20 protein-coding genes are annotated in these 23,204 nt (G+C 33.0%); 10 read left to right on the top strand and 10 right to left on the bottom strand.

Annotation, left to right across the window (positions count from 1 at the left end; translation table 11 throughout):
* Positions 1–278 precede the first annotated feature (278 nt).
* The 7 genes from CYAN10605_RS17940 to CYAN10605_RS14170 all read left to right on the top strand — a co-directional run bounded on the left by CYAN10605_RS17940 (position 279) and on the right by CYAN10605_RS14170 (position 9,300).
* A complete protein-coding gene (locus tag CYAN10605_RS17940) occupies positions 279–3,125 on the top strand; it encodes a response regulator (protein ID WP_015220643.1) in 2,847 nt (948 codons plus the stop codon).
* 123 nt (positions 3,126–3,248) lie between these two features.
* Positions 3,249–4,967, top strand: a complete 1,719-nt coding sequence (locus CYAN10605_RS14195) for a VWA domain-containing protein (RefSeq protein WP_015220642.1) — start codon at positions 3,249–3,251, stop codon at positions 4,965–4,967.
* A gap of 119 nt (positions 4,968–5,086) precedes the next feature.
* Complete coding sequence (locus CYAN10605_RS14190; RefSeq protein WP_041922916.1) at positions 5,087–5,812, top strand: hypothetical protein; 726 nt, start codon at positions 5,087–5,089, stop codon at positions 5,810–5,812.
* Positions 5,813–5,879: 67 nt separating this feature from the next.
* Positions 5,880–7,061, top strand: a complete 1,182-nt coding sequence (locus tag CYAN10605_RS14185) for a substrate-binding domain-containing protein (RefSeq protein ID WP_015220640.1) — start codon at positions 5,880–5,882, stop codon at positions 7,059–7,061.
* 232 nt (positions 7,062–7,293) lie between these two features.
* Positions 7,294–7,524: a DNA-directed RNA polymerase subunit omega gene (locus CYAN10605_RS14180; RefSeq protein WP_015220639.1), complete on the top strand. Its 231-nt coding sequence runs from the start codon at positions 7,294–7,296 to the stop codon at positions 7,522–7,524.
* 36 nt (positions 7,525–7,560) lie between these two features.
* A complete protein-coding gene (locus CYAN10605_RS14175; protein ID WP_015220638.1) occupies positions 7,561–8,178 on the top strand; it encodes a hypothetical protein in 618 nt (205 codons plus the stop codon).
* Between the two features lie 6 nt (positions 8,179–8,184).
* Entirely contained in the window at positions 8,185–9,300 is a 1,116-nt protein-coding gene (locus CYAN10605_RS14170; protein WP_015220637.1) for an FAD-dependent oxidoreductase, read from the top strand.
* 135 nt (positions 9,301–9,435) lie between these two features.
* Here CYAN10605_RS14170 and gloA read toward each other — a convergent pair whose 3' ends face one another.
* Positions 9,436–9,840 carry a lactoylglutathione lyase gene (gene gloA / locus CYAN10605_RS14165; RefSeq protein ID WP_015220636.1) on the bottom strand — a complete coding sequence of 135 codons (405 nt, stop codon included), beginning with the start codon at positions 9,838–9,840 and terminating at the stop codon, positions 9,436–9,438.
* Positions 9,841–9,868: 28 nt separating this feature from the next.
* Positions 9,869–11,233 carry a recombinase family protein gene (locus tag CYAN10605_RS14160; RefSeq protein WP_015220635.1) on the bottom strand — a complete coding sequence of 455 codons (1,365 nt, stop codon included), beginning with the start codon at positions 11,231–11,233 and terminating at the stop codon, positions 9,869–9,871.
* A 134-nt stretch (positions 11,234–11,367) separates the two neighbouring features.
* On the opposite strand from CYAN10605_RS14160, the gene CYAN10605_RS14155 reads away from it, so the two are divergent.
* On the top strand, positions 11,368–12,378 hold the full coding sequence (locus CYAN10605_RS14155; RefSeq protein ID WP_015220634.1) for a glucokinase: 1,011 nt from the start codon (positions 11,368–11,370) through the stop codon (positions 12,376–12,378).
* Between the two features lie 153 nt (positions 12,379–12,531).
* Here the strand turns inward: CYAN10605_RS14155 and prfA are convergent, their stop codons facing one another.
* Positions 12,532–13,641, bottom strand: a complete 1,110-nt coding sequence (prfA, locus tag CYAN10605_RS14150; protein ID WP_015220633.1) for a peptide chain release factor 1 — start codon at positions 13,639–13,641, stop codon at positions 12,532–12,534.
* A 395-nt stretch (positions 13,642–14,036) separates the two neighbouring features.
* Between prfA and petJ the strand changes: the two genes are divergently transcribed.
* Entirely contained in the window at positions 14,037–14,372 is a 336-nt protein-coding gene (gene petJ / locus CYAN10605_RS14145; RefSeq protein ID WP_015220632.1) for a cytochrome c6 PetJ, read from the top strand.
* A gap of 288 nt (positions 14,373–14,660) precedes the next feature.
* On the opposite strand, the gene nusB is transcribed toward petJ, so the two are convergent.
* The 5 genes from nusB to larE form a co-directional block, all read right to left on the bottom strand.
* A complete protein-coding gene (gene nusB, locus CYAN10605_RS14140; RefSeq protein ID WP_015220631.1) occupies positions 14,661–15,290 on the bottom strand; it encodes a transcription antitermination factor NusB in 630 nt (209 codons plus the stop codon).
* A gap of 243 nt (positions 15,291–15,533) precedes the next feature.
* Entirely contained in the window at positions 15,534–16,694 is a 1,161-nt protein-coding gene (locus CYAN10605_RS14135; RefSeq protein ID WP_015220630.1) for an LptF/LptG family permease, read from the bottom strand.
* A 5-nt stretch (positions 16,695–16,699) separates the two neighbouring features.
* Positions 16,700–17,428, bottom strand: coding sequence for an LPS export ABC transporter ATP-binding protein (lptB, locus tag CYAN10605_RS14130; protein WP_015220629.1), 729 nt, complete (start codon positions 17,426–17,428; stop codon positions 16,700–16,702).
* Between the two features lie 37 nt (positions 17,429–17,465).
* Positions 17,466–17,843 (bottom strand): LptA/OstA family protein, encoded by a 378-nt coding sequence (locus CYAN10605_RS14125; protein ID WP_241212839.1) that lies wholly within the window; start codon positions 17,841–17,843, stop codon positions 17,466–17,468.
* A gap of 207 nt (positions 17,844–18,050) precedes the next feature.
* The gene (gene larE / locus CYAN10605_RS14120) at positions 18,051–18,875 is read right to left on the bottom strand and encodes an ATP-dependent sacrificial sulfur transferase LarE (protein ID WP_015220627.1); all 825 of its coding nucleotides are present in this window, start codon (positions 18,873–18,875) and stop codon (positions 18,051–18,053) included.
* A 418-nt stretch (positions 18,876–19,293) separates the two neighbouring features.
* Between larE and CYAN10605_RS14115 the strand changes: the two genes are divergently transcribed.
* Positions 19,294–21,093 carry a diguanylate cyclase domain-containing protein gene (locus CYAN10605_RS14115; RefSeq protein ID WP_015220626.1) on the top strand — a complete coding sequence of 600 codons (1,800 nt, stop codon included), beginning with the start codon at positions 19,294–19,296 and terminating at the stop codon, positions 21,091–21,093.
* Positions 21,094–21,402: 309 nt separating this feature from the next.
* Here the strand turns inward: CYAN10605_RS14115 and CYAN10605_RS14110 are convergent, their stop codons facing one another.
* Positions 21,403–22,575, bottom strand: a complete 1,173-nt coding sequence (locus tag CYAN10605_RS14110) for a class I SAM-dependent methyltransferase (RefSeq protein ID WP_015220625.1) — start codon at positions 22,573–22,575, stop codon at positions 21,403–21,405.
* A gap of 339 nt (positions 22,576–22,914) precedes the next feature.
* A complete protein-coding gene (locus CYAN10605_RS14105; RefSeq protein ID WP_015220624.1) occupies positions 22,915–23,157 on the bottom strand; it encodes a hypothetical protein in 243 nt (80 codons plus the stop codon).
* Positions 23,158–23,204 lie beyond the last annotated feature (47 nt).

Here is a 23,204-nt window from a genome sequence, read left to right as displayed (position 1 = left end):
CAATTTTAATTCAACCTAAAACCTAGCACCTGACATCCTACACCTTTTTTGGGGATAATTTATCATATTCAAAACAAGAGAGTCGTTTCTTTTTGCTTTTATAATAGACTTGTTGTGAAATAATGTCTTAAAATGCTCGAAATCCTTGCTATGTAAGATTTACAAACACTTCTAGCGTCAAATGGCTACAACTTATACTCAGTAAAGTTTTCAGAGGTTTTTTTTGTTATTTTGCAACAACTCTAATAGATACAAATAAGTCAAACTAAATATGCTTTATGACTTTTCCCCTTTATTTCCCCTTTTCTCTGACTCAATTTTGGAATAATTCTAATTTGAGAAAAAAATTAGCTCTTTCTTTTGGCATTTCCACATTTTTACTTTCAATTATTTTTAGTTTAGTGGTTAGTCAATCTTTAAAAAGTCATATCCAAAAGGAAAAAATTATCTTTCTTCAACAAATATCTAATGAATTAACAAATACTTTTAATCGTGGATTATTTGAGCGTCAACATGACATCGAAAATATGGCAATTTTACCTCAATTTCGTAATCCAACTAATAACAACGAAGATAGACGCTTATTTTTAGAAAAATTGCAGAATAGTTATGAATACTATGCTTGGATTGGTTTTGCTAACACAGAGGGAATTGTGGAAGTAGCAACGGGAAAGTTGTTGGAAGGAGAAAAAGTAAATGAGCGCCCGTGGTTTATTGAGGGGTTAAAATCAATTTTTATTGGTGATGTGCATGAGGCAAAATTATTAGCTCGAAAATTACCTCCTTTACCTAGTGGTGAGCCTTTGAGATTTATGGATGTGTCAATTCCCGTTTACAGTGAACAGGGTAGTTTAACTGGAGTTTTAGGGGCTCATTTAAGTTGGAATTGGATTGAAGATGTTGAAGATTCTTTAGTGGAAAATATACCTAATGACCAACAAATACAAATTTTAATCATAGCTAATGATGGTTTAATTTTATTCGACTCGGGAAATAGCTGGCGAGGAAAAACCGTTACTTCTCCTCCAGAGGATGCTATTTCTACTGAGTTTTTTAATAATAATGACTATATTATCAGCACTCAAGCAGATAAGGGGAATTTTCTTGTAAATAATTTGGGATGGCGTATAGTTGTAAGACAACCAAAGATAACGGCTTTTAAATCCATCGGAATTTTACAACAAAAAATATTATTTTGGGGTTTATTATTAGCTACTATTTTTTCTTTAATTGGTTGGTATTTTGCAAGTTATCTTACTCAACCTCTTCTTAATTTAGCATATTATGCAGACCAAATCAGACGAGGTGATTATGAAATAGTAAAGTGCGATCGCACTTTATTTGCTAATACTAAAAAACACAAATATTATAATAATTATTTTGAAATCCAAAACGAAATATTATTGCTTTATAATAGTTTTGAAGAATTGATATTCACTTTAATTAAAAAAGAAAAAGATTTAAAAAATATTAATAAACAATTAGAGGAAAAAGTTAAAATCAGAACCCAAGATTTACGCAAAGCAAAAGAAATAGCAGAAAAAGCAAATCAGGCAAAAAGTGTTTTTTTATCAAGTATGAGTCATGAATTAAGAACTCCTTTAAATGCGATTTTAGGCTTTTCTCAGTTAATTTTAGAAGAAGAAAATATAACGAAGGATACAAAAGAAAATTTGCAAATTATTATTAATAGTGGAGAACATTTACTGTCTTTAATCAATGAAGTTTTAGAAATATCAAAAATAGAGGCAGGAAAAATGGTTTTAAATAATAGTACCTTTAATTTTTATGAATTAGCCTCATCTCTAAAATCAATGTTATTAATTAAGGCGACAGAGAAAAATATTAATCTATTATTAGAGATAGATAATAATATCCCTGAATTTATGTATGCAGATGAAAGAAAATTAAAACAAATACTGTTAAATTTAATTAGTAATTCTCTCAAATTTACGCAAGCAGGTAGTATCACTGTCAAGGCAGTTTTGGAGACAGAAAACAAAATTTATTTTGCTATCACTGATACTGGTAGAGGCATGAAGCCAGAAGAGTTAGAGAAATTATTTACCCCGTTTTTTCAAACTGAATCAGGGATAGAATCAAAACAAGGCACGGGATTAGGATTAACTATTTCACGGCAATTCGTCAAGATGATGGGAGGTGAGTTAAAGGTTAAAAGTCAATTTAATCAAGGTACTACTTTTGAGTTTACTATTAATTTTCAATCAGATTCCTTACCATTTCATCAAAAAGAGGCTTTCAATTTAAGAAAAATTATCGGTGTTAAAGCAAACACTGCTAACTATCGTATCCTTATTGTTGATGATGAAGATAATAATCGTTTACTTCTAACTAAATTATTGCAACCTTTGGGATTTTCTCTCAAAGAAGCGGTTAACGGTAAAGAAGCAGTGGAAATTTGGCAAGATTGGCAACCCCATTTGATTTGGATGGATATAGGAATGCCTGTAATGGATGGTTTTCAAGCGACTCGTGCTATAAGGAAAAAAGAATCTATGACTGAGTCTTCTCATCAAACTATTATTATTGCTTTAACTGCCCATGCCTTTATGGAAGAAAAAGGTGAAATATTGGCAGTTGGTTGTGAGGAAGTGGTTAATAAACCTTTTATTAAGGAAATTATTTTTGAAAAATTACAGCAGTTTCTTAAACTGGAATATATATATAATTTTTCTTCTGTCATTACCCCCTCTGTTACAAATGTAGATAAATCAGATACATCTGAAATTAAGCGAAAAATATTAGTGGCAGAAGATAACTTAGTCAATCAAAAATTAGTTGTCAATTTGCTCAATAAATTAAACTATACAGTCAAAATTGCGAAGGATGGAGAAGAAGTTATTGAGATATTAAAAAAAGAAGATTATGATTTAATTTTTATGGATATTGAAATGCCTAAAATTAATGGCATTAAAGCTACTGAAATAATTTATCAAGAATTTTCTCATCGACAAATACCTCCTATTATTGCCATGAGTGCCCATGAAGATGAAAATATTATTTCTGTGTGTAAGTCTGTAGGGATGAAAGACTATATTTGTAAACCAATAAAACAGGATAATTTGAAATTGATTTTAGAAAAATATATTGGAGTTAAAAGCTAAGAATTAAGAGTTAAATTGTGATTTTTTTCATGATAATGATTCTTAAAGTGAATTTAACATTGATATAACGACCTATTAGTTATGATTGTTATTGGGAATACTAATAATTAAGGTTGTGTTTTTATGGCTTCTAAATTTAGGTTAATTCTGACTTTTATATTCATATCTTTTTCTTTATTGTCAGGATGTAGCGATAATAGTTCCGTTGATGGTAACACAAATCAGAGGCGATCGCAACTAGAAATAAAATTTTTAGCAGGAAGTGATTTAGGAGAATTTTGCCGCCAAATAGCAGAGAAACTAAATGAAACTAACCCTAAATTAGATAACGGAAAACAGTTTTATCTAACCTGTGATGCAAAAGGTAGCGGTGATGTCATTGGCGAAGTCGTTAACCTTACTCAACAATTAGCCAACAATGCCATTTCTGCCGATGATGCCCAATTTCCCTCCATTATTTCCGTTGACGGTGAAATCTATCAAAATCAGTTAATTTACCAAGTTGACAAAATTTTCCCCGGAGAAAACTTAATTCCTCCCATTACGGATACTCCTTTAATCGTTTTTAGCCCCATGGTATTCATGACGACAAAAGAGTTAGCACCTGTGTTGGAAAAATTACCCAACATCTATACAGCCTTAACCCAATATGACAATTATCAACAATTAGATTCCCAAGCCCCACCATTACCGATATACTTTGTACAAACTGCCCCCACTCGCTCAAACTCAGGTTTACAAACTCTAGTTGCCCAATTTGCCTCTGTTAGCAATAAACAACCCCAAGATTTAACCATTAACGATATTACAAAATATCAGGATAAAGTTAAGGCTATTCAAGAAAAAGTTACCCGTTATGGGGCTTCTACCGCATCCCTTGCCAATTCTATGGTTGAAAATGGTGTTTTTTGGGCTTCTGTAGGCTCTGTGTATGAATCTTTAGTTATTCAAGCTAATAGTCAGCCTAATGCTTCTCAAACTCAATATCAAGCAGTATATCCTAAAGCCACATTTAGCTCTAATATTCGGGGAATAATACCCAATGCCCCTTGGATGTCGGCAGAAGAAAAAGAAGGCGCACAAAAAGTCTTGGATTTTATGTTAACTCCTGAATCTCAACAATTAGCGGCGAGTCTGGGATTACGCCCCGGTATTCCGAGTATTTCTTTGGGTAACAAGTTTAGTAGTCAATACGGAGTCAATCCTAATCCTAATTATGAATCCTATCGCCCTCCTGCCCCAGAAGTAGTAGAAGCAATGTTAACCAATTGGCAGGATTATTCAAAAAAACCTTCTCAGGTTGCTGTAGTTGTAGATATTTCAGGTTCGATGCGAGGGCAAAAAATAACCGCAGTGCAGAATACGTTGTTAAATTATATTAACAATTTAGGTTCAAAAGAAGAAATTGCAATTATCACTTTTAGTGATCAAATTAACCCTCCTGTCATTATTAAAGGCACTCCTGAAGGAAAAAATCAGGGTATTCAGTATATAAGTAGTTTACAGGCAAGAGGAGGTACAAAACTATATGACAGTGCTTTATATGCCCGTGATTGGTTACGACAAAATTTAAAACCCAATTACATTAATGCGGTATTAATTCTGACTGACGGAGAGGATTCTGGTAGTGGTATTAATCTACAACAATTGGAGCAGGAATTGCAAAAAAGTGGTTTTAATAGTGATGAAAGGATTGCTTTTTTCACCGTTGGTTATGGTAATGATGGGGAGTTTAACGCCCAAGCCCTAGAAGAAATTGCCAAAATTAATGCCGGATATTATCGAAAGGGCGATCCTAATACTATTGATCTAGTTATGAAAAATTTACAACTAGAATTTTAATGATTAAAAGGTTTTAGGTTTCAGGTTAATAAAAATTTCTCCCCACGCCTCCCATGCCACTGCGGGTTGAATATATTCAATCCTTACATTACCTATTACCCCTTACTCATTTTTTATCTATGATACCAAAAATTGTTAATCCTCTTAATTATCCTCTTGCTGTTTTTGTTGCAGGTGTTTGTCTCTTTTTTGGAGTAAGATTTGCTAATGTTTCCAGTTTTTTGATGTTGCCTATTAGTATCTCAGTTGGTGTAATTGGTTCTGGTTTTTTAGCCAATAATTCATTAAATAATGATAATAAAATTAATCTCGATAACAGAGCCCTTGAAGAAGAGTTAGAATTGGCAAAACAAGAATCTAACTTATTAATTAAAAAGGCTGAAAATTTACGTTTAGAAGCTAAAAATTTACTTCATGATGCTCACCAAATGGATTTATTAACTGCCATTGAATATGGATGCGATCGCACTTTTGAATTACCAGAAAAAATCGAGTATTTAAGTAAGAAATTATCGGGAAGTGATTCTTTATTATCAGAGGAAGAATTAGAGGAAAAATTAAAAACTAATCTCAAAAAACAACAATCGGCTAATGGATTAGCTCTGAAACAATTAAGACAAATTGAAAGTAATTTAAGACGTAATATTGATTTAGCAAAACAGGGTAAATCAGCAAGAGAAGCCCAAGTTTTTGCCCTAACAAATATTCTCACTGAATCGGCGGGAGTTTTACAACAATTACAAAATAAATTGCGCACTTCTGACTTGACTAATTCTCAGGCTTTGCAAGATTTACAAGATTTAACTCAAGAATTAAGCAGTCTTTTAACAATGAATAATGAATAGGTTTCAGGTTACAGGTTGCAGGTGTTAGATAATTACTCTTTACTCCCTAATTATTACTCATAATATTATGAATAAATTAACGGAAAAATTCTTCTCAGTCTTGAAAATAACAACATCATCAGGAGAAATAATGACTACTTCTGAAAAAAAAGATTCTTCAATAAACAAAGTAATTTCTTTATTGATTATTTGTGCTAGTTTAGGCATAACTTATTTACCAATTTTTCCTATCAAAACTAACGTTACTATTGTTAGTGGTTCAGAATTAAAAGAAGTTTTAGAGGAAATTAGTGATAAGTTTGAAAAAGATAATCCTCACATTGATTTAGAAATAGAAATTCAAGGCTCACAAGACATGATTAGTAATGTTATTGATAAAAAAAATGACTTTATTCCTACTATTTTGATTCCTGCTAATAGTGAGTTAATTACTGAGTTGGAAAACCGCTTAAAAGCACAAGGAGAAACCAATATTTTTTATAATCCTCCAGAGGTGATCACCCGTACTCTTTTAGTTGCGATCGCGTGGGAAGAGAGAGGAAAAGTGTTATTTCCTAATAATAAATTTAGTTGGAATCAACTAGAAAAAGCCTTAAAAGTAAGAAATTGGCAACAATTAGGAGGAGATAAAAATTGGGGAAGTTTTGATTTTGTGACAACAGATCCAACACGCTCTAATAGTGGGCAGTTAACCTTAAGTTTATGGGCAAAAAATGACTTAAATCAAAATATTTTAACAGTTAATGACATTAATAATAATCAAATAATAGACTTATTTACCCTTATAAAAAAGTCCGTTTATCAACCACCGAGAAGCACCGATATTTTATTACAAGAATTTATCGCCAGAGGAGCAAATGATGCCGATGTTGCTACGGTTTACGAAAGTATAGCCCTTTATCGTTGGTCACAAGCAAAAGAAAGAAGAAACCAAGGCTATCAAATTTATTATCCCAATCCTACCATTGAAACCACAATTTCAGGGGTAGTATTAAAACAAAATGTAAATAATCAAGAAGCAAAATCAGCAAAAAAATTCATTAATTACTTAAGAGAAAAAGAGCAACAAATTATATTTGCAAAATACGGTTTTAGACCCATAATTGATCTAAATTTAGCAAACCTAAAAGAGACACCTTGGAGTAACAATATTTCAGGAGTAGAAATCAAACCAAATACAAATATAAAACCTAGCCCTGATAGTAATGTTATTAACGAAATAGAAAAAATATGGAATCAAGCAAATTAACCTAAGAAGTATATCAATTACTTTGGCTCTATCACTTCTCGTCGTGTAAATTATTAGTTAGGGTAGGCAACAGGTTTGAGAGGAAATATAAAGAGGTTGCCTCTTCCCTGATAAAAAAACAAATATAATGTCAGCTTGGTATCACTCATTATGTTGGCAAGGGTTTACTGTGGAGAATGGGAAAGATTTTGATATAATAAGACACCACTAATATCATAATTGTAAAACAAGAATGCTCAAAAAAAATAGCTTTGATTCTAGTCAAATTATGTTTCGTAGCGATGCCTTACTTGCGGCCGCTTCCAATCGTTATAAAATTACTGTAGGCGTTGCTAAAAGGGCAAAAGAAAGAAGAAAACAAGATATGGAAAATGTGGAAGAGGTTATGAAACCTGTATTAAGGGCAATTATTGAAATGTCTGACGAGTTAACTCAACCAGAGATTATTAGTGAACTAAAATAGAGTTGTTATATTGATTAATAGTGAGTGAATAGAAAGATGAAACGGCAATTTAGAAAATATAAATGGGTTATTGTTACTATCTTTTCTGTAATCATTAATCTATTCACCCATTATTTCTCAGTTCATTATTATAATGGTTCAGTGAATGTTAATCAAAACGAGTTACCATTTACTAGAGTTTGGGCTCAAACCTTGACTCCTGAAGTAGTATCGAGAGAAGTTTATCAACAAATACCAGACTTTCCCTTAGAAAATAATTATTTGAGTGTAGAGACAAATCAGGTAGTTTCAGAAAATACCCTAGTGTCGAGAATAGTTCGTTATCATCAATATGTCAAATCTCGTCCAACAGTATATCGCCTTGATTGGAAACTGACTCTTGCAGATTATTTAGGTAAAAATGAAATCATGGATGAGCAACGTTATCCCAGTACAACAATAACAGAAAATCCCCTTGAAAAAGACAAACAAGTAATAAAGAGTTTGACAAGACAACAAAGAGATGAATTAGTTAGTGTCTTGGTAAATATTTATAATCCCGAAAATCAAGAAATCAATCAAGAATCTACACAAAATCAACAAAAAACCCCTTCTTCCCAATCTCCCTCTTTTCAATTACCTAAACCCGGAAGTGCAGATTTACTCCTACAATAAATGATAATGAGATTACTTTTAATAGGAGGAGGTCATAGTCATGCGATCGCACTTTCTTTAATTAGAAAAAATTATTTAAACAAGGTTAATATTACCATCATTAGTGATACTCCTCTCAGTCCCTATTCAGGTATTTTACCCGCCTATGTTGCAGGATATTATTCTCCCCAAGATTTATTTATCCCCATCAAAAAAATAGCAGAAAGCAAGGGAATTAATTTTATTTTAGATAAAGTAATAGACATAAATCCTGAGCAAAAATATGTTATTTGCCATTCAGGAAACAAAATTACCTTTGATATTTTATCTATTGATATTGGTAGCACTCCTGATAAAAGCACCATTAAAGGAGCAAATCTATATAGTATTCCGGCAAAACCCGTATTATCTTTTTTAGATAAATGGAAAAAAATAACTGACTATTATCAAGTCAGTAAAAATCAATCCCTCACTCTAAATATTATTGGAGGTGGTGCAGGAGGAGTAGAATTAGCCCTCAATATACACAAAAAATTAACATCAATTATGACCTCGGATAATATTAATATCAATCTTATTCATCGAGGAGAAAAAATATTAGAAAATCATAACCAATGGGTAAGCTATAAACTCACAGATATTTTACAGGCAAAAAAGATTAACCTATTTCTCAACTCAGAAGTAAATGCAATTAATCAAACAGAAATAATCCTCAAAACAGGAAAAAAAATATCAGGAAATCATCATATTTTAGTTACCCAAGCAAGTGCGCCTTTATGGTTAAAAAATAATCCTATTAACACCGATAAAACTGGTTTTATCTTAATAAAAAATACCCTACAAACCACTAACTATAATTATATTTTTGCATCAGGAGACATTGCCACATTAAGAGAAAATCCCCATCCTAAAGCGGGAGTTTTTGCCGTCAGACAAGGTAAACCATTATTAAAAAACTTATTTAGATTTATTGAAAATAAACCATTAAAACCATATTTCCCACCCCGTAATTATTTAAACATTATTGGCACAGGAAATGAAAGTGCCGTTGCTAGTTGGAGTTATTTAGGATGGGAATCGCCACTATTATGGTATTTCAAAAATTATCTTGATTTAAGATTTATGAACAAGTTTAAACACTAACCAAAGAAAATATTGCCTGTAAGCCAAAAAGCACTAACTTCAATTTTTCTTGTTAACAAAGTAAGAGGCTTAAACCTCTTGTTATGATTCAAATTTTTACCTTCTGCCTGTTGCTTACTAATATAACTTTTACTTCTATGAGGAAGTACTACCTTGAGTCCCTAACTGTATTAATTCTATCTTATATCCATCAGGATCTTCCACAAAAGCAATTACTGTAGAGCCGTGTTTCATAGGACCTGGTTCTCTAGTTACTTTACCACCTAATGACCTAATTTGTTCACAAGTACCATAAATATCGTCAACCCCTAAAGCAATATGCCCATAACCATTGCCAATATCATAACTATCAGTATCCCAATTGTGAGTTAACTCAATTACAGTGTTATCACTTTCATCACCATAACCAACAAAAGCCAGAGTAAATTTCCCATTTGGATAGTCTTTTTGGCGTAATAATTTCATGCCTAATACTTGACAATAAAATTCAAGGGATTTTTCTAAATTCCCTACTCTTAACATGGTGTGTAAAATACGCATTGTGATTTATTTAACTTATTTTTGAGAGCTATACTTTTTCCCTATTTTGCCATGAATTGTTTAATTGTGCATTAGCGAAAACAAAATTTAGTTGAATATCTTTTTTTTGTGGATAATTATTCTGAGGAATAATCTCAATTATCTTAACAAATTCTCTTAGATAAAATCTTTTTTCAGAGGAAGATAAGTCATACCAAAATTGTGGTAAAGATAATGTATTTGCAATAGTATTTAAACTATTGGGAGGAAGTTTTGCTATTTGCTGTTTCAGCACTCCTATATCCTGTTTTATTTTATAAGTTCTTATTTTTGCAGTTTCTTCATCTAAAATTTTTTCTTCTAGTAGTTTTTCTATTTGTGTAATTACTCTTTTTTTTTGATTAATTTCTGTCAATAAATAATTTTTAATTTGTTCTATATTTGGCATTTGTTCTTGATTTTTAATTTCCTTAAAACTATTACAAATATTCTCGATAACCTTTTGTAAAACAAAATCATAATTAATGGATTTACAAGGAATTTCTTTTTGGCATTCCACAGGAGTTAAATATAAATAATTGGCGGATTTATTTCGCTTTGTGACAGTATTAACTCGAAAATTTGACTTACACCATTGACATTGAATTAAACCAGCTAAACAGTGCTGAGATGATGCACTTTTCGATTTAACTCGGCGATGGCTTTGAAAAATTCTTTCTATTTGTGCAGACTCTTCTCTAGTAATAATCGCAGTATGAGTATCAGGAATAATTTGTTTATTTTTATAGTTTAAATCTCCTCGATAAATGGGATTATTTAACCAATATTTTGCCGTAGATACTGATATTTTTTTATTATATTTTTCAGCTAAATAATTGACCGCATCTTGAAGAGAACCATAAAGTAAAAAACGATCAAAAAAAGCTCTAATAATGGGAGCAGTGGCACGGTTAACAATATAACCATCTTTGCCTCTTAGGTATCCATAAGGTGGTTTTCCGGGAGGAGGAAGGATATTTAAACGATTTTTAGCATGGGCTTTTTTCAATTTTCTATGTTTAATTAAACTTTCTATTTCCTGCCAAATTTTTAATAATTCTTTTTTTTGTTGTATGCTTGTTACATTATGAAAATTTTTACTGTGATAATCCTGTTGTAAAGAGATTATTTCGATATTAAGACTTTCTAATTTAAATATGTTATTCTCCACTTCTGTTAGGCTATTACCCAATTCGTGAAGACTATTAATTAAAAGATAATCAGGGGCATTATCTTGAGAATCAATGAATAATTGATTAAGTTTTTCTCTTGTATCTATGTCTTGATAAATTTCTTCTATTTCCCATCCCCAGATTTGAGGATCTGGTATAGAATCTATTAATGGCTCAATGTAGCTATAAGCGACTATTCTCATAGTCTTACTATTCCTGATTTATAGTTATTAAATATAATTTCAATATTATCAAAATTTTGAGCTATTTAATATAGTCAATCTTTCTTAAATTACTGGTAACACTCTCTTTATAAAAACAATAATTAGATAATAATATGAAAGTTTTAATCGGTGATATTGGTGGAACTAAAACTATCTTAAGATTGGTTGAAATAAATAAAAATAATCATTATGAAACCATTAAACAAATTAAGTATTCTAGTCAAGAATATCAAACTTTTTCTTATATGATAGAAAAATTTTTAGATGGTTTTGCGATTGATAAAATATGTATTGCGATCGCAGGTCCAATTAATAATAATAGCTGTAAACTAACTAACTTAAATTGGCATATAAAAGGGGATGAATTAGCCCAAGAATTTCACTGTCAAGAAGCCTATTTGCTTAATGATTTTGCGGCGGTGAGTTACGGGATTATAAATCTAAAAGAATCAGAATTATTTACCTTACAAGAAGGAGAAAAAAATAATAATTCTCCCATTGCTGTGATTGGTGCTGGTACTGGATTAGGACAAAGTTTTTTAATACCAGAAAAAAATAAATATCGTGTTTTTGCCACAGAAGGAGGCCACAGCGATTTTTCACCAAAAAATGAATTAGAATGGCAATTATTAAAATATCTTAAAAATAAGTTTGGTTGGGAAAGAATTTCAGCGGAAAGAGTTATTTCTGGACAAGGAATTGTTGCTATTTATCAGTTTTTAAGAGATACAAAATTTGCCCCTGAATCTGAAGAAATAAGCAGTCAAATCAAACAATGGGAACAAGGGGATAATACCATAGATCCGGGAGAAATTATCGGACAATCTGCCCTAACAAAAAGCGATATTTTAACAACTCAAACCATGACAATGTTTTTGGATGCTTATGCTGGAGAAATTGGCAATTTTGCCTTAAAAATTTTACCCTATGGTGGAATTTATATCGCAGGAGGAATTATCACAAAAATTCTTCCTTTAGTTCAAGATAGTGATTTTGTCAACACCTTTTTACACAAAGGCAGAATGAAACCTTTATTGGAAAAAATGCCGTTGAAAGTGGTAACTAATACAGAAGTTGCGTTACAGGGTCTTTTATATTATGAATCTATTGCTTTGAGTATATAAGTGATTAGTTTAGGTAGTGAATAGTGAATAATTAAAAACTCCGAACTCCCGTACGGGCGAATGGCCATTCACCCCTAACTCCCTGAACTCATTTCCCCCTCTCACCCTTCTCCTCAAAACTCCGAACTCAGATAATATCTCGCAGTTTGTAAGTTAAATTGCTTCAGCAGTAGTGGGTGAAGCTGCCATTTTTTCCAATCTTTCTTGTTGATCCTGTGCAATACAAGCCTGTATCACATCATCTATTTTCCCTTCTAAAACAGAGGATAAATCAAAGTTTCTGCCCAAACGATGATCGGTTGCCCGGTTATCTTTATAGTTATAAGTTCGGATTTTTTCCGATCGCGCCCCCGTTCCTACTTGCGATCGCCTCATGGATGTAACCGCCTCTTGTTGTTCACTCAATTTGATTTCATAAAGTTTAGCCCGTAAAATCTGCATTGCCCGTTCACGGTTTTTAAGTTGCGATCGCTCCTCCGTACAGAAAATCCTAATCCCAGTAGGTTTGTGGAATAAATCCACCGCAGTTTCCACCTTGTTAACGTTTTGTCCTCCAGCACCACCAGAACGAGCCGTTGTCATCTCAATATCTTTGGGGTCAATCTGTACCTCAACCTCATCTACTTCAGGCATTACGGCAACCGTAGCCGTCGATGTGTGAACTCTTCCTCCTGCCTCTGTCACAGGAACTCTTTGCACTCGATGCACTCCTGCTTCAAATTTCAACTTACTATAAACACTTTCCCCTGTAATTTCTAAAATTGCCTCCTTAAATCCCCCCATTTCCGCTAAAGACTCACTCAGTAACTTAACACTCCAATTCATCATCTCCGCATAACGAGAATACATACGAACTAAATCTCCAGCCCAAATACTAGCTTCATCACCTCCAGTACCAGCACGAATTTCTAACATGATATTTTTATCATCATTAGGATCTTTCGGGAGGAGTAAAATCTTTAATTTTTGCTCTAATTCCTCTAATTTATTCTCTAACTCTTCAATTTCTAACTGTGCCATTTCCTGCATTTCAGGATCGCTTTTAGACTCCTTTAATATCTCCCTTGCCCCTTTTAAATCCTCTTGAGCTTTTTGCCACTCTTGATAAGTCATCACCGTTTCTTCCAAAGAAGAACGCATTTTTGCTACTTTCTGTAATTCATCAGGATTCGTTGCAATATCAGGATCTCCCAAGCGTCTAGTTAATTCCTTAAAAGTCATCTCTACTGACGCTAATTTTTCTAACAAATATGATTCTGCCATTATCTATATATAAACTCGAATAAAATTATCAATATAAAGTCAAACTATATCTATCCTATTTTAACTGCTATTGGTAAGTCCCTTAATTAGTGTTGGGGTGAATAGATTTTAAAAGGGCAAACCCCCCTTTATCTCCCCTCGAGAGGGGGGAGGGCAAAAGGCAAGGGGCAATGGAAAAATTAAGAATTAAAAACTCCGAACACCTGTAGGGGCGAATAGCCATTCGCCCCTACTTCCCCTCATCCCCCCATCTCCCCAACCCTAAGCCCCTACTCGTTACTCATTTATTTACATCATTAAGAAAAGTAACAAATTTTGACAAGTAGTCTTTTGACAGGAAAAAGCAAATTCTCGAAGATGAAAACAATAGAAAAAAATTCAATCTTACAGTAACGATGAAAAAACTTTTAGGCTTAATTTTGTTATTAATCACAGCAGTTAACTTTTTCTTTGCAACTCCCGCTTTAGCCGGTGATGTAACTAAGGGGGCGGCTATTTTCAGTGCTAATTGTGCATCCTGTCATATGGGGGGTAAAAACGTAGTTAACCCTGCAAAAACTCTACAAAAAGAGGACTTAGAAAAATACGGAATGTATGATATTGAGCAAATAAAAACTCAAGTCATGAATGGAAAGGCGGCGATGCCTTCCTTTTTAAGTCGTTTAACTGATGAAGACATTGACAATGTGGCTTCTTATGTTTTAGCACAAGCTGATAACGGCTGGAAATAAAGCATTAACAATTAATCCCACCGTTAAGCCTTATTAAGAAACCTGAATTCGGGATAAATTGTCGTCCATAAGTGATGGTGAAAAGGGCAAGGGAAAAATTAAGAATTAAGAATTAAAAACTCCGAACACCTGTACGGGCGAATAGCCATTCGCCCCTACTTCCCCCTCTCCCCTCATCTCCTCATCACCGTAAGGGTTGAATATATTTAACCCCTACCACCTGCAACTTGCAACCTAAAACCTGACATTTACCCTTATCTGATATTCTTAAACCGAACTGAGGTTTTCTTAGTTTTCTAAGAGCTTATTACTAACCTTTCTTAAAACTCCGTTAATAAACCGATAACCGTCATCATCTGAATATTGTTTAGCAATTTCAATGGCTTCATTAATAGCAATTTTATGATCTTGTTGAAAGAATTTCATTTCCGCCACCGCTAAACGTAGAATATTAGCGTCAATTTGAGTAAGACGATTAACTGTCCAGTCAGTCATTAAACCATCAATTAACGAGTCTATTTCCTCTTTGTTATTGCGAATACAACTAATTAAATCAATAGCGTATTGTTTTACCTCTGTTTCCCTTGATACTTGTATAAATTCTGGTATTTCAACAATTGTACCCACACGATTAATTGCTTTCTGAGTAAGTGCGATCGCATCTTTAAGCATAATACGAGCTGAAGAAACATCGCTGGTACGAGTTTCACTTTTAAAAATCTTGTCATTACTGCGATTCAATTCATCCGCCGCCGTTTCCAAAGTGTTTTCCACCTCAATGGTAAGAGTACGAATTGCCCCTAAAATAAGATCATTTATCTCTAAATCTTCTAGCTGATCTGACTTTATCCTAATCTGACTTAAACTTAATAAAGCTAGAACTCTCGCAGTTCTTCTCGGTTGTTGACGACTTGCCATGTATCTTGAAAAGTTAAATAATTAGTGTATTTTCTTGCCCGTATCTCATTCTCTATCTTTCTCTGTTGATTGTCAATTATTTAATTGAAGGCAAAGATGAAAGGGCAAAGGGCAAGGGAAAAATTCAGAATTAAGAATTAAAAACTCCGAACACCTGTACAGGCGAATAGCCATTCGCCCCTACTTCCCCCTCATCACCTCATCACCTGCAACCGTCAAACCTAAAACCTAACAACTCTTCACTTATTTTGCCGACTGAACTAATAACCATGTGCCAACCCCTAAACCTAGCAAATTAGGCAACCATGCCGCCATTAGAGGAGTTAAAATTCCCCAAATCCCCATAGACTCACTCACGAAAGAAAGCAGATAGTAAGAAAAAATTAAACCAACACAAATACCAAAACTGGTTGCTTTGTTAGTATTTTGCGGACGTAAACCCAAAGCTGAACCAATTAAACCAAAGACTACACACACAAACGGTAGAGAGATTTTTCCCTGAATTCGTACCATCATTTTACGAATTTCCTTTTCATCCGCTTGTAATTTCACCACCTCAAGATATTCTCTTGCTTGACTAATGCTCATTTCATCGGGATTGGGGGGGCGTTGAGCTAAATCTAAAGGAGCTCGTGATAAAGCTAGTTGTTGATGTTCAAATCTAACGATATTACGATAAGCACCATCTGGAGAGATAAGATAAATTGTACCATTAAAAAAATCCCAAACATTGTCACCAATATTCCATGTGGCGGTTTTTGCCGTTAAAATTTGGTTCAAACCCTCCCGAGAAAGATCCAAAATAGTTAAATCTTTCATTTCTTCCCCGTTGAATTCTTGGGCATAAAATAATCTTTCTAAAACTGAGTGTCTGCTTCCATCGTCATACTGCACTGTTTTGTATTCTGGATATAAAATATTTCTATCCTTAAAAGTAGGTCTGACTCTGTTTAAGGCTCTTTGCATAGTTAAAGTCGCTTCTCGATTAGCAGAGGGTGTCACCACATCGTTAATAAAAAAAGTCATTCCCGTGACACATAAGCTCAGAATCACTGCGGGTATTACCAAACGATAGATATTAACTCCGACACTGCGTAAAGCGATAATCTCACTATCACTAGATAAACGACTATAAGCCATCAGAGTGGCTAGTAATAGAGACATGGGGAAGGCAAGGGCGATAAACCCCGGCATTCTGAGGAAAAGGATTTTGAAAGCAACACTCAACAGTAATCCTGATTCGGTAACTTTACGAATTAACTCAAATAATGTGCCTATGGATAAACCCAAAGAAGTAAATAAACCTATACCGAATAAAAAAGGTAATAATAGCTCAACCGTAACATATCGATCCATCACCGATATTTTTGGTAAGGGTAAGAAAAATTTGGGTTCTTTGTCCATTAGATTTAAGCCTGAAAATTATCTCCTAAATAATATTGTCTAACTAGGGGGTTATTGTAAAGTTCTTCTCCTGTACCAGAGGCTAAAATTTGACCCTCTCTCATGATATACGATCGCCCCGTAATTGCCAAAGTTTCCCGAACATTGTGATCTGTAATTAAGATACCCATGCCGTTATTTTTGAGTTTAGCAATCATTTCTTGAATCTCTGATACTGCAATGGGATCAACCCCGGCAAAGGGTTCATCAAGAAGTAAGAATTTAGGTCCTTCTTTACCCACTGCCAAAGCCCTTGCTAGTTCGGTTCTACGTCTTTCTCCCCCTGAAACTTGAGAACCTTTGGTATTGACAATTTTTTCTAAGCGAAATTCAGCGATCAATTGTTCTAAACGCATTTGTTGAAAACGGGGAGAATTATTGGTTTGTTCTAAGACTAATTGAATATTCTCTTTGACTGTCAAATTACGAAAAATACTGGCTTGTTGGGTTAAGTAACCAATACCTAGTTTTGCTCTTTTATTTAACTGCAATTTGGTAATATCTTCTTGATCTAGGTATACATTACCCTCGTTAGGTTTGATTAGTCCTGTTGTGATATAAAAAGTAGTTGTTTTTCCTGCACCATTAGGCCCTAGTAACCCGACAATTTCCCCTTGGGAAACTTTAAGATTAACTCGATTAACAATACATCTTTTATTGTAATATTTATGAATGTTTTGTAAAAATAGCTCCATTTTCAATTAGGAATAAAGAATGATAGGTTATGAATGGTTAATTGTTTTCTTCTTCATCTACTAGATAGATAGATTCTACTTGTTGTTGAGTTTCCGGGGTAGCGATAAAGCGTCCTTCGTCAATTAAATAGGTCATGGTTTCTGCTCTCATGGTGTTTCCATCTTGTAAAACATAAACGTTACCTGTTAACACTAATCGTCTTTCTTTACTAAAATATTGAGCTTGGGCAGAGGTTGCCTGAATGTTTCGGGCGGGATAGTTAATATAAACGTTTCCTCTGGCGGTTACGACTCCTGTTTCTGAGTTCGCTTCTTGAATATCTGATCGCACTGTTAAGGGTTGTCTGGGGGCTACATTTTGGGCTTTTACTTGAGCAAATTTTGCCTCTGTGAGGGTATTGAATACCAAAGGCATGGTTAAGGATAATGACAATAGAGCTAAAGAATAGAATTTTTTTAACATAGAAATATACTTACAATTATGGACAAGTATTACCTCAGTTCGATATAAGAATATCTGATTTAAATAAGTTTGACGGTAAAGATTTTCTGAAGGTTTGTTAGTTAATCAAAGAATTGAAAATAAAAAATCAATTTGTTTACTTTTTTCATCAATATCTGTTTATTTTAACTCCGAACCCTGAACTCCTAGTATTTGATTTAATTTTCCACTACGATAGCCTTCTAAGTCTAGGGTGACATAGGTAAAGCCAAGATTTTGAAAATCTTTTACTAGGTCTGGAATGTTGACATTGACGACAAAATGGCTAATTTGTTCGGGCAGTAATTCAATTCTAGCGGTGTTTCCATCAGATCTAACTCTGAGGTTACTATAACCTAATTTGCGGAGATAAATTTCGGCTCTTCCCACTCGATGTAATTTTTCATAGGTGATTTCTTCTCCGTAGGGGAAACGGGATGAGAGGCAGGGTTGAGAGGGTTTTTCCCACCAAGGTAAGCCAAGTTGTTTGCTTATTTCTCTTACTTCCATTTTGGTAATACCAACTTCTGCTAGAGGCGATCGCACTCCCCTTTCTTTAGCGGCTTGTATTCCGGGGCGATAGTCTTGTAAATCATCGGCATTTACCCCATCAATAATGTAAGGATAACCCCGCTCTTGGGCGATTTGTTTTAATTTGTCGTGCAGTTCACTTTTACAGAAATAGCAACGATTAACGGGATTCGATGTATAGTTGGGGTTGTTCATCTCTTCGGTTTCGATTAGTTCATGGTTAATCCCCATAAATTCTGCTTGTTGTTGGGCTTCGTCTAATTCTTCTGGTAATAATGATGGTGATACGGCTGTAATTGCTAAGGTGCGATCGCCCAGACAATCATAAGCAATTTTTGCAACTAATGTACTATCTATTCCTCCTGAATAGGCAACTAAAGCTTGTCCCATTTCTTGGAAAATCTTTTTTAAACTGGTTAATTTATCTTGAATCATAAATAATCCCCTAATTCTTATATCTATTTCTATTTTTAGTTGGTTTCAGGTTGCAGGTGGTAGGGGTTAAATATATTCAACCCTTACGATGATGAGGAGATGAGGGGAGAGGGGGAAGTAGGTGCGAATGGCTATTCGCCCGTACAGGTGTTCGGAGTTTTTAATTCTTAATTCTTAATTCTTAATTTTTCCCTTGCCCCTTGCCTCTTGCTCTTTTAACTTAGCTCTTTGCCCTCTAAACTCTTGCCCAATCTGCTACCACAACAAAAAAATTTATTTTGAATTCAGGTTAACTAATATTTTAAACATTAATTAACAAATCGTTACGGTTCTTTTTCTAATTTTGGACAGTCATTAACAAAATATATAATTAGAATAGTAGGCAAAAAAAACACAGCAAATCTATAATAATGCTCAAATGGAAAAAATATCATCTTCATCTGCACAAAATTCAGAGGAGTGGCAAAAAAGAGAAACACTAAAAAAAGAAATTAAACAAAAAATAAATAATTATATAAACAATTTAGATGATTCTTCTCATAATCAATATTTATATTTACTAATTGTTGAAGATAGTCAAGAACATCATCTCTGTTATTTAGAAAATTCTATTTACGAAATCGGTAGAAGGCACGATGCAGATATAATACTTCGAGACCTTTCTGTGTCTCGGACTCATGCGACTATAGTAAAAGAATATAACCAAGAGGAAAACTTATTTTTTTACAAAATAATAGATGGCAGTTTATCTGGAAATAAAAGTAAAAATGGTCTTGTTATTAATAACAAAAAATTTGGTAGTAAATATTTAGAACATGGTGACTTAATTATTTTTGGAGATCATGCTAAAGCTAGATTTTTTGTCATTGATAAAAATTCTCAAAATCAAGATTTTTTTAACATAGTCAATTTTGAAAAAACTAATATTTTAGATGAAGATAGTTATGCAAAAAAGACATTGAACAATAATAATTATATCGTCAAAGAAATTGATTCTCAATCAGAAAATATAAGGGATTATATTGCAAAACTAGGTTCTTTTGCTGAGTTAAGTCCTTATCCAATTATTGAAATTAATTTACAAGGAAAAATTACTTATTATAATCCTGCTACAGGATTATTATTTCCTGATTTAAAGGATGAAAAAATGAATCATCCTGTTTTGATTAATCTATTAAAAGCTGAACATAAAATTCATGGTAATTTGTTTGTAAGAGAAGTTTTTTATCAGGATAAAATTTTTGAACAATATATTCACTATTTACCAGAATTAAAAGTAATTAGAATTTACATTTTTGATTTTACTAAAAGAAAAAGAATAGAAGCAAAACTTAAAGATAGTGAAGCAAAATATCGAGCTGTTGTTGAACAAATTTCCGAAGGAATTTTTCTTTTTAATGCAGAAAATAATAAAATAATTGAGGCTAATGAGTCTGTAACTAGAATATTGGGTTTTTCTTTAGAAGAGTTAATAGGAGAAAATATAGAAACTTTTTTAAATAATAAAAATTTTGATTTTTGTCATAAACTAAGATTATTAAAGCAAACTAAGGCTAGTTTTAGAGAGGAATTAAGACTTAAGGCAAAAAATAGAGAATCAGTATATGTAGAATTAAGTATTAGTATTATTAATTATCAAAATCAACTGGTATTTTGTTCTGTTTTTAGAGATATTGGTCAAAGAAAACTTTTAGAGGAACAACTTAAATTTCAGGCTTATCATGATAGTCTAACAGGTTTATATAAAAGAAATTATTTTCGTGAGTATGCGGCAAAAAAAATAAATACTTTTCACAGAAAAAAATATTATTTAGCGGTGGCTTTTTTTGATATTGATTATTTTAAAGAAATTAATGATTCTTATGGCCATGATGTGGGGGATATGCTGTTACAGAACCTTACAGAAAGAATTAAATATTGTTTGAAAAAAAGAGATTGTCTTGCCCGTTGGGGAGGAGATGAATTTGTTGCTCTATTTGGTAATATTAAAGAGATTCAAGATTTAATTGTCATCGTTGAAAGAATTTTACAATCTGTTCGTCGTCCTTTTGTTTTTGATGGAGTAACAATAAATGCTTCTACTAGTATTGGGGTTGCTGTTTATCCTTTACACGGAGATAGTGTAGATTGTTTATTGAAAAAAGCTGATGAAGCGTTATACGAGACTAAACGTAATGGCAGAGACGGTTATACTATTGCTGGTTCGATGATGAATTAGTAAAGGGAGTGATGGGGGATTGAGAGTTTAGGGTATTAGGAGAAGGTAACTACTAACTAACCTCAGTTCGGTTTAAGAATATTGGATAAGGGTAGGTGTCAGGTTTCAGGTTGCAGGTTGCAGGTGTTGAGAGAAAGTAATGAGTAACAAATAATGAGTGTTCGGGGTTTTTAATTCCTAATTCTTAATTTTTCCTTTGCCCTCCCCCCTCTCGAGGGGTGATAAAGGGGGGTTTGCCTCTTGCCTCTTGCCTTTTGCCTTTTTTTCTCCATCATTCATAGATGAAAATTTATCCCGAACTCAGGTTAACTAATATTTGAATCCTTTTAAAGAGTAGTTTTTTTGTTCTTTATTTAAATTTTTCCCTTGAAGTAAAATGCCAAAATTACCTAATCCTTCTGGGTTAATTAAGCTATGAAGTTGATTTCTACGCTCAATTATTTCTCCAATGGGTATTTTACCACTAGATAGCTCAGAGATGCGATCGCCCAATCCTAAATTCATTAAAAATAATGCTTGAGGAGTATAAGCAATATTGGATAACCCGTATCTTTCTCCGTAAGTTTCTAAGGCGGTGAAATTGATGTGACTGGTAATATCTTGACAACCAATATTTACATAAGGATTGTTATGATGACGATGTTGATAATAACATTTTAAAGTCCCCTGAAATCGTTGAGGATGATAGTATTTATCCCCTTGATAGCCATAGTCGATAGTTAAGACATAACCTTTTTTAAGTTTTTTTGTCACGGTTTTTAGCCAATTTAGGGCTTGGATATTAACTTCTGTTCTATATTTTTCTGGGTAAATATCTTGACTAAAATTAATGTTTAATGTTTTAAAAAAATCTTCTATTTCTATAGTTGATAAATTTCCTAAAACTTCTGTTAAATTGCCTTCATTATTTGTGAGATACACTTCTTGTAAAATGCCTTGATTAAATTCTACTAAATGCACAGGAAAAGCATCAATTAATTCATTACTAAAAATACATCCTTGTAAAGAATTGTTTTCTATATCTTCCCATTTATACCATTTACTAATGACAGATTTATTGAAGCTCTTTTTTATAATTTGCTTCTGTTTTTCTGCTAATATTTCAGATTTTTCGATGATTATATATTCTATACTTTGAAAAAAATCAGGATAATGGGTTTTTAAATAGTTTAAAATGTTGATTGTTAAATTTCCTTCTCCTGCTCCCACTTCAACTAAATGAAAAGGGGTTGGTTTATCCATAACACGCCAAAATTCTTCTAGCTGAATAGCTAATAATTCTCCAAAATCAGAGGATAAAGAAGTAGAAGTGTAAAAATCGCCATTTTTACCAATGAGGATATTTTCCGAATTATAATAACCATACTCAGAATCATATAAACACAAATTCATATAATCAGCAAAAGTAATTTTTTTCTGGTTTGAAGAGTCAATTAATTCAATAATTTTTTTCTGTAAAAGATTCGATTTATTATTAGTCATCAATCAATTTAGATTATATTGTTGAGTTAATATTTGATTCTTATTTTACTTACAATTAACAGTAATTAAGGGTCTATCACTTCTCGTCGTGTAAATTATTAGTGTTTGGTAGGCAACAGGCAAGAGGCAAGAGGCAATAGGGGATTATTAAATAATAATTTATAAATTCTTAGTTTTTTTACTATAGACATCTCCATTAATTGCTAAAACGAGGGCTGAAGCCCTTACTACGAGCCAATTAAAAATATTTTTTGGACAAGTCTTATAAACACGATTCAATAAAGGTTATGGAAGTAATTTTCTATTAATTTATCATAACCACACTCTGAAGAACCGTAATTAATTATGATTATCTTCAAACGAAGGGCGCTCGTTACTCCACGCCCACCAAACTTGTTCGCATTCACACAAATAAAACTCTTGCCATTTCCGTCGATAATTCTCCATAGTAACAGGAGCGTATCGATTAAGCCATACTTTTTTTGCCTCTCTTGAAGAAGCCTCACAACGGGGGCAACAAAAATCAAACGCATGAGTGGCGGTTTTTGTCCAGTCTGGGGCATTACGAGTAAAGGCTTCCATAATTAATAGTCAAAAATTGATAGTTAATAATTCACTATTGAAAGTTA

Origin of the sequence: Cyanobacterium aponinum PCC 10605, from assembly GCF_000317675.1 — a bacterium.
Lineage (GTDB): Bacteria > Cyanobacteriota > Cyanobacteriia > Cyanobacteriales > Cyanobacteriaceae > PCC-10605.
This window is presented reverse-complemented; position numbering and strand designations above follow the sequence as displayed.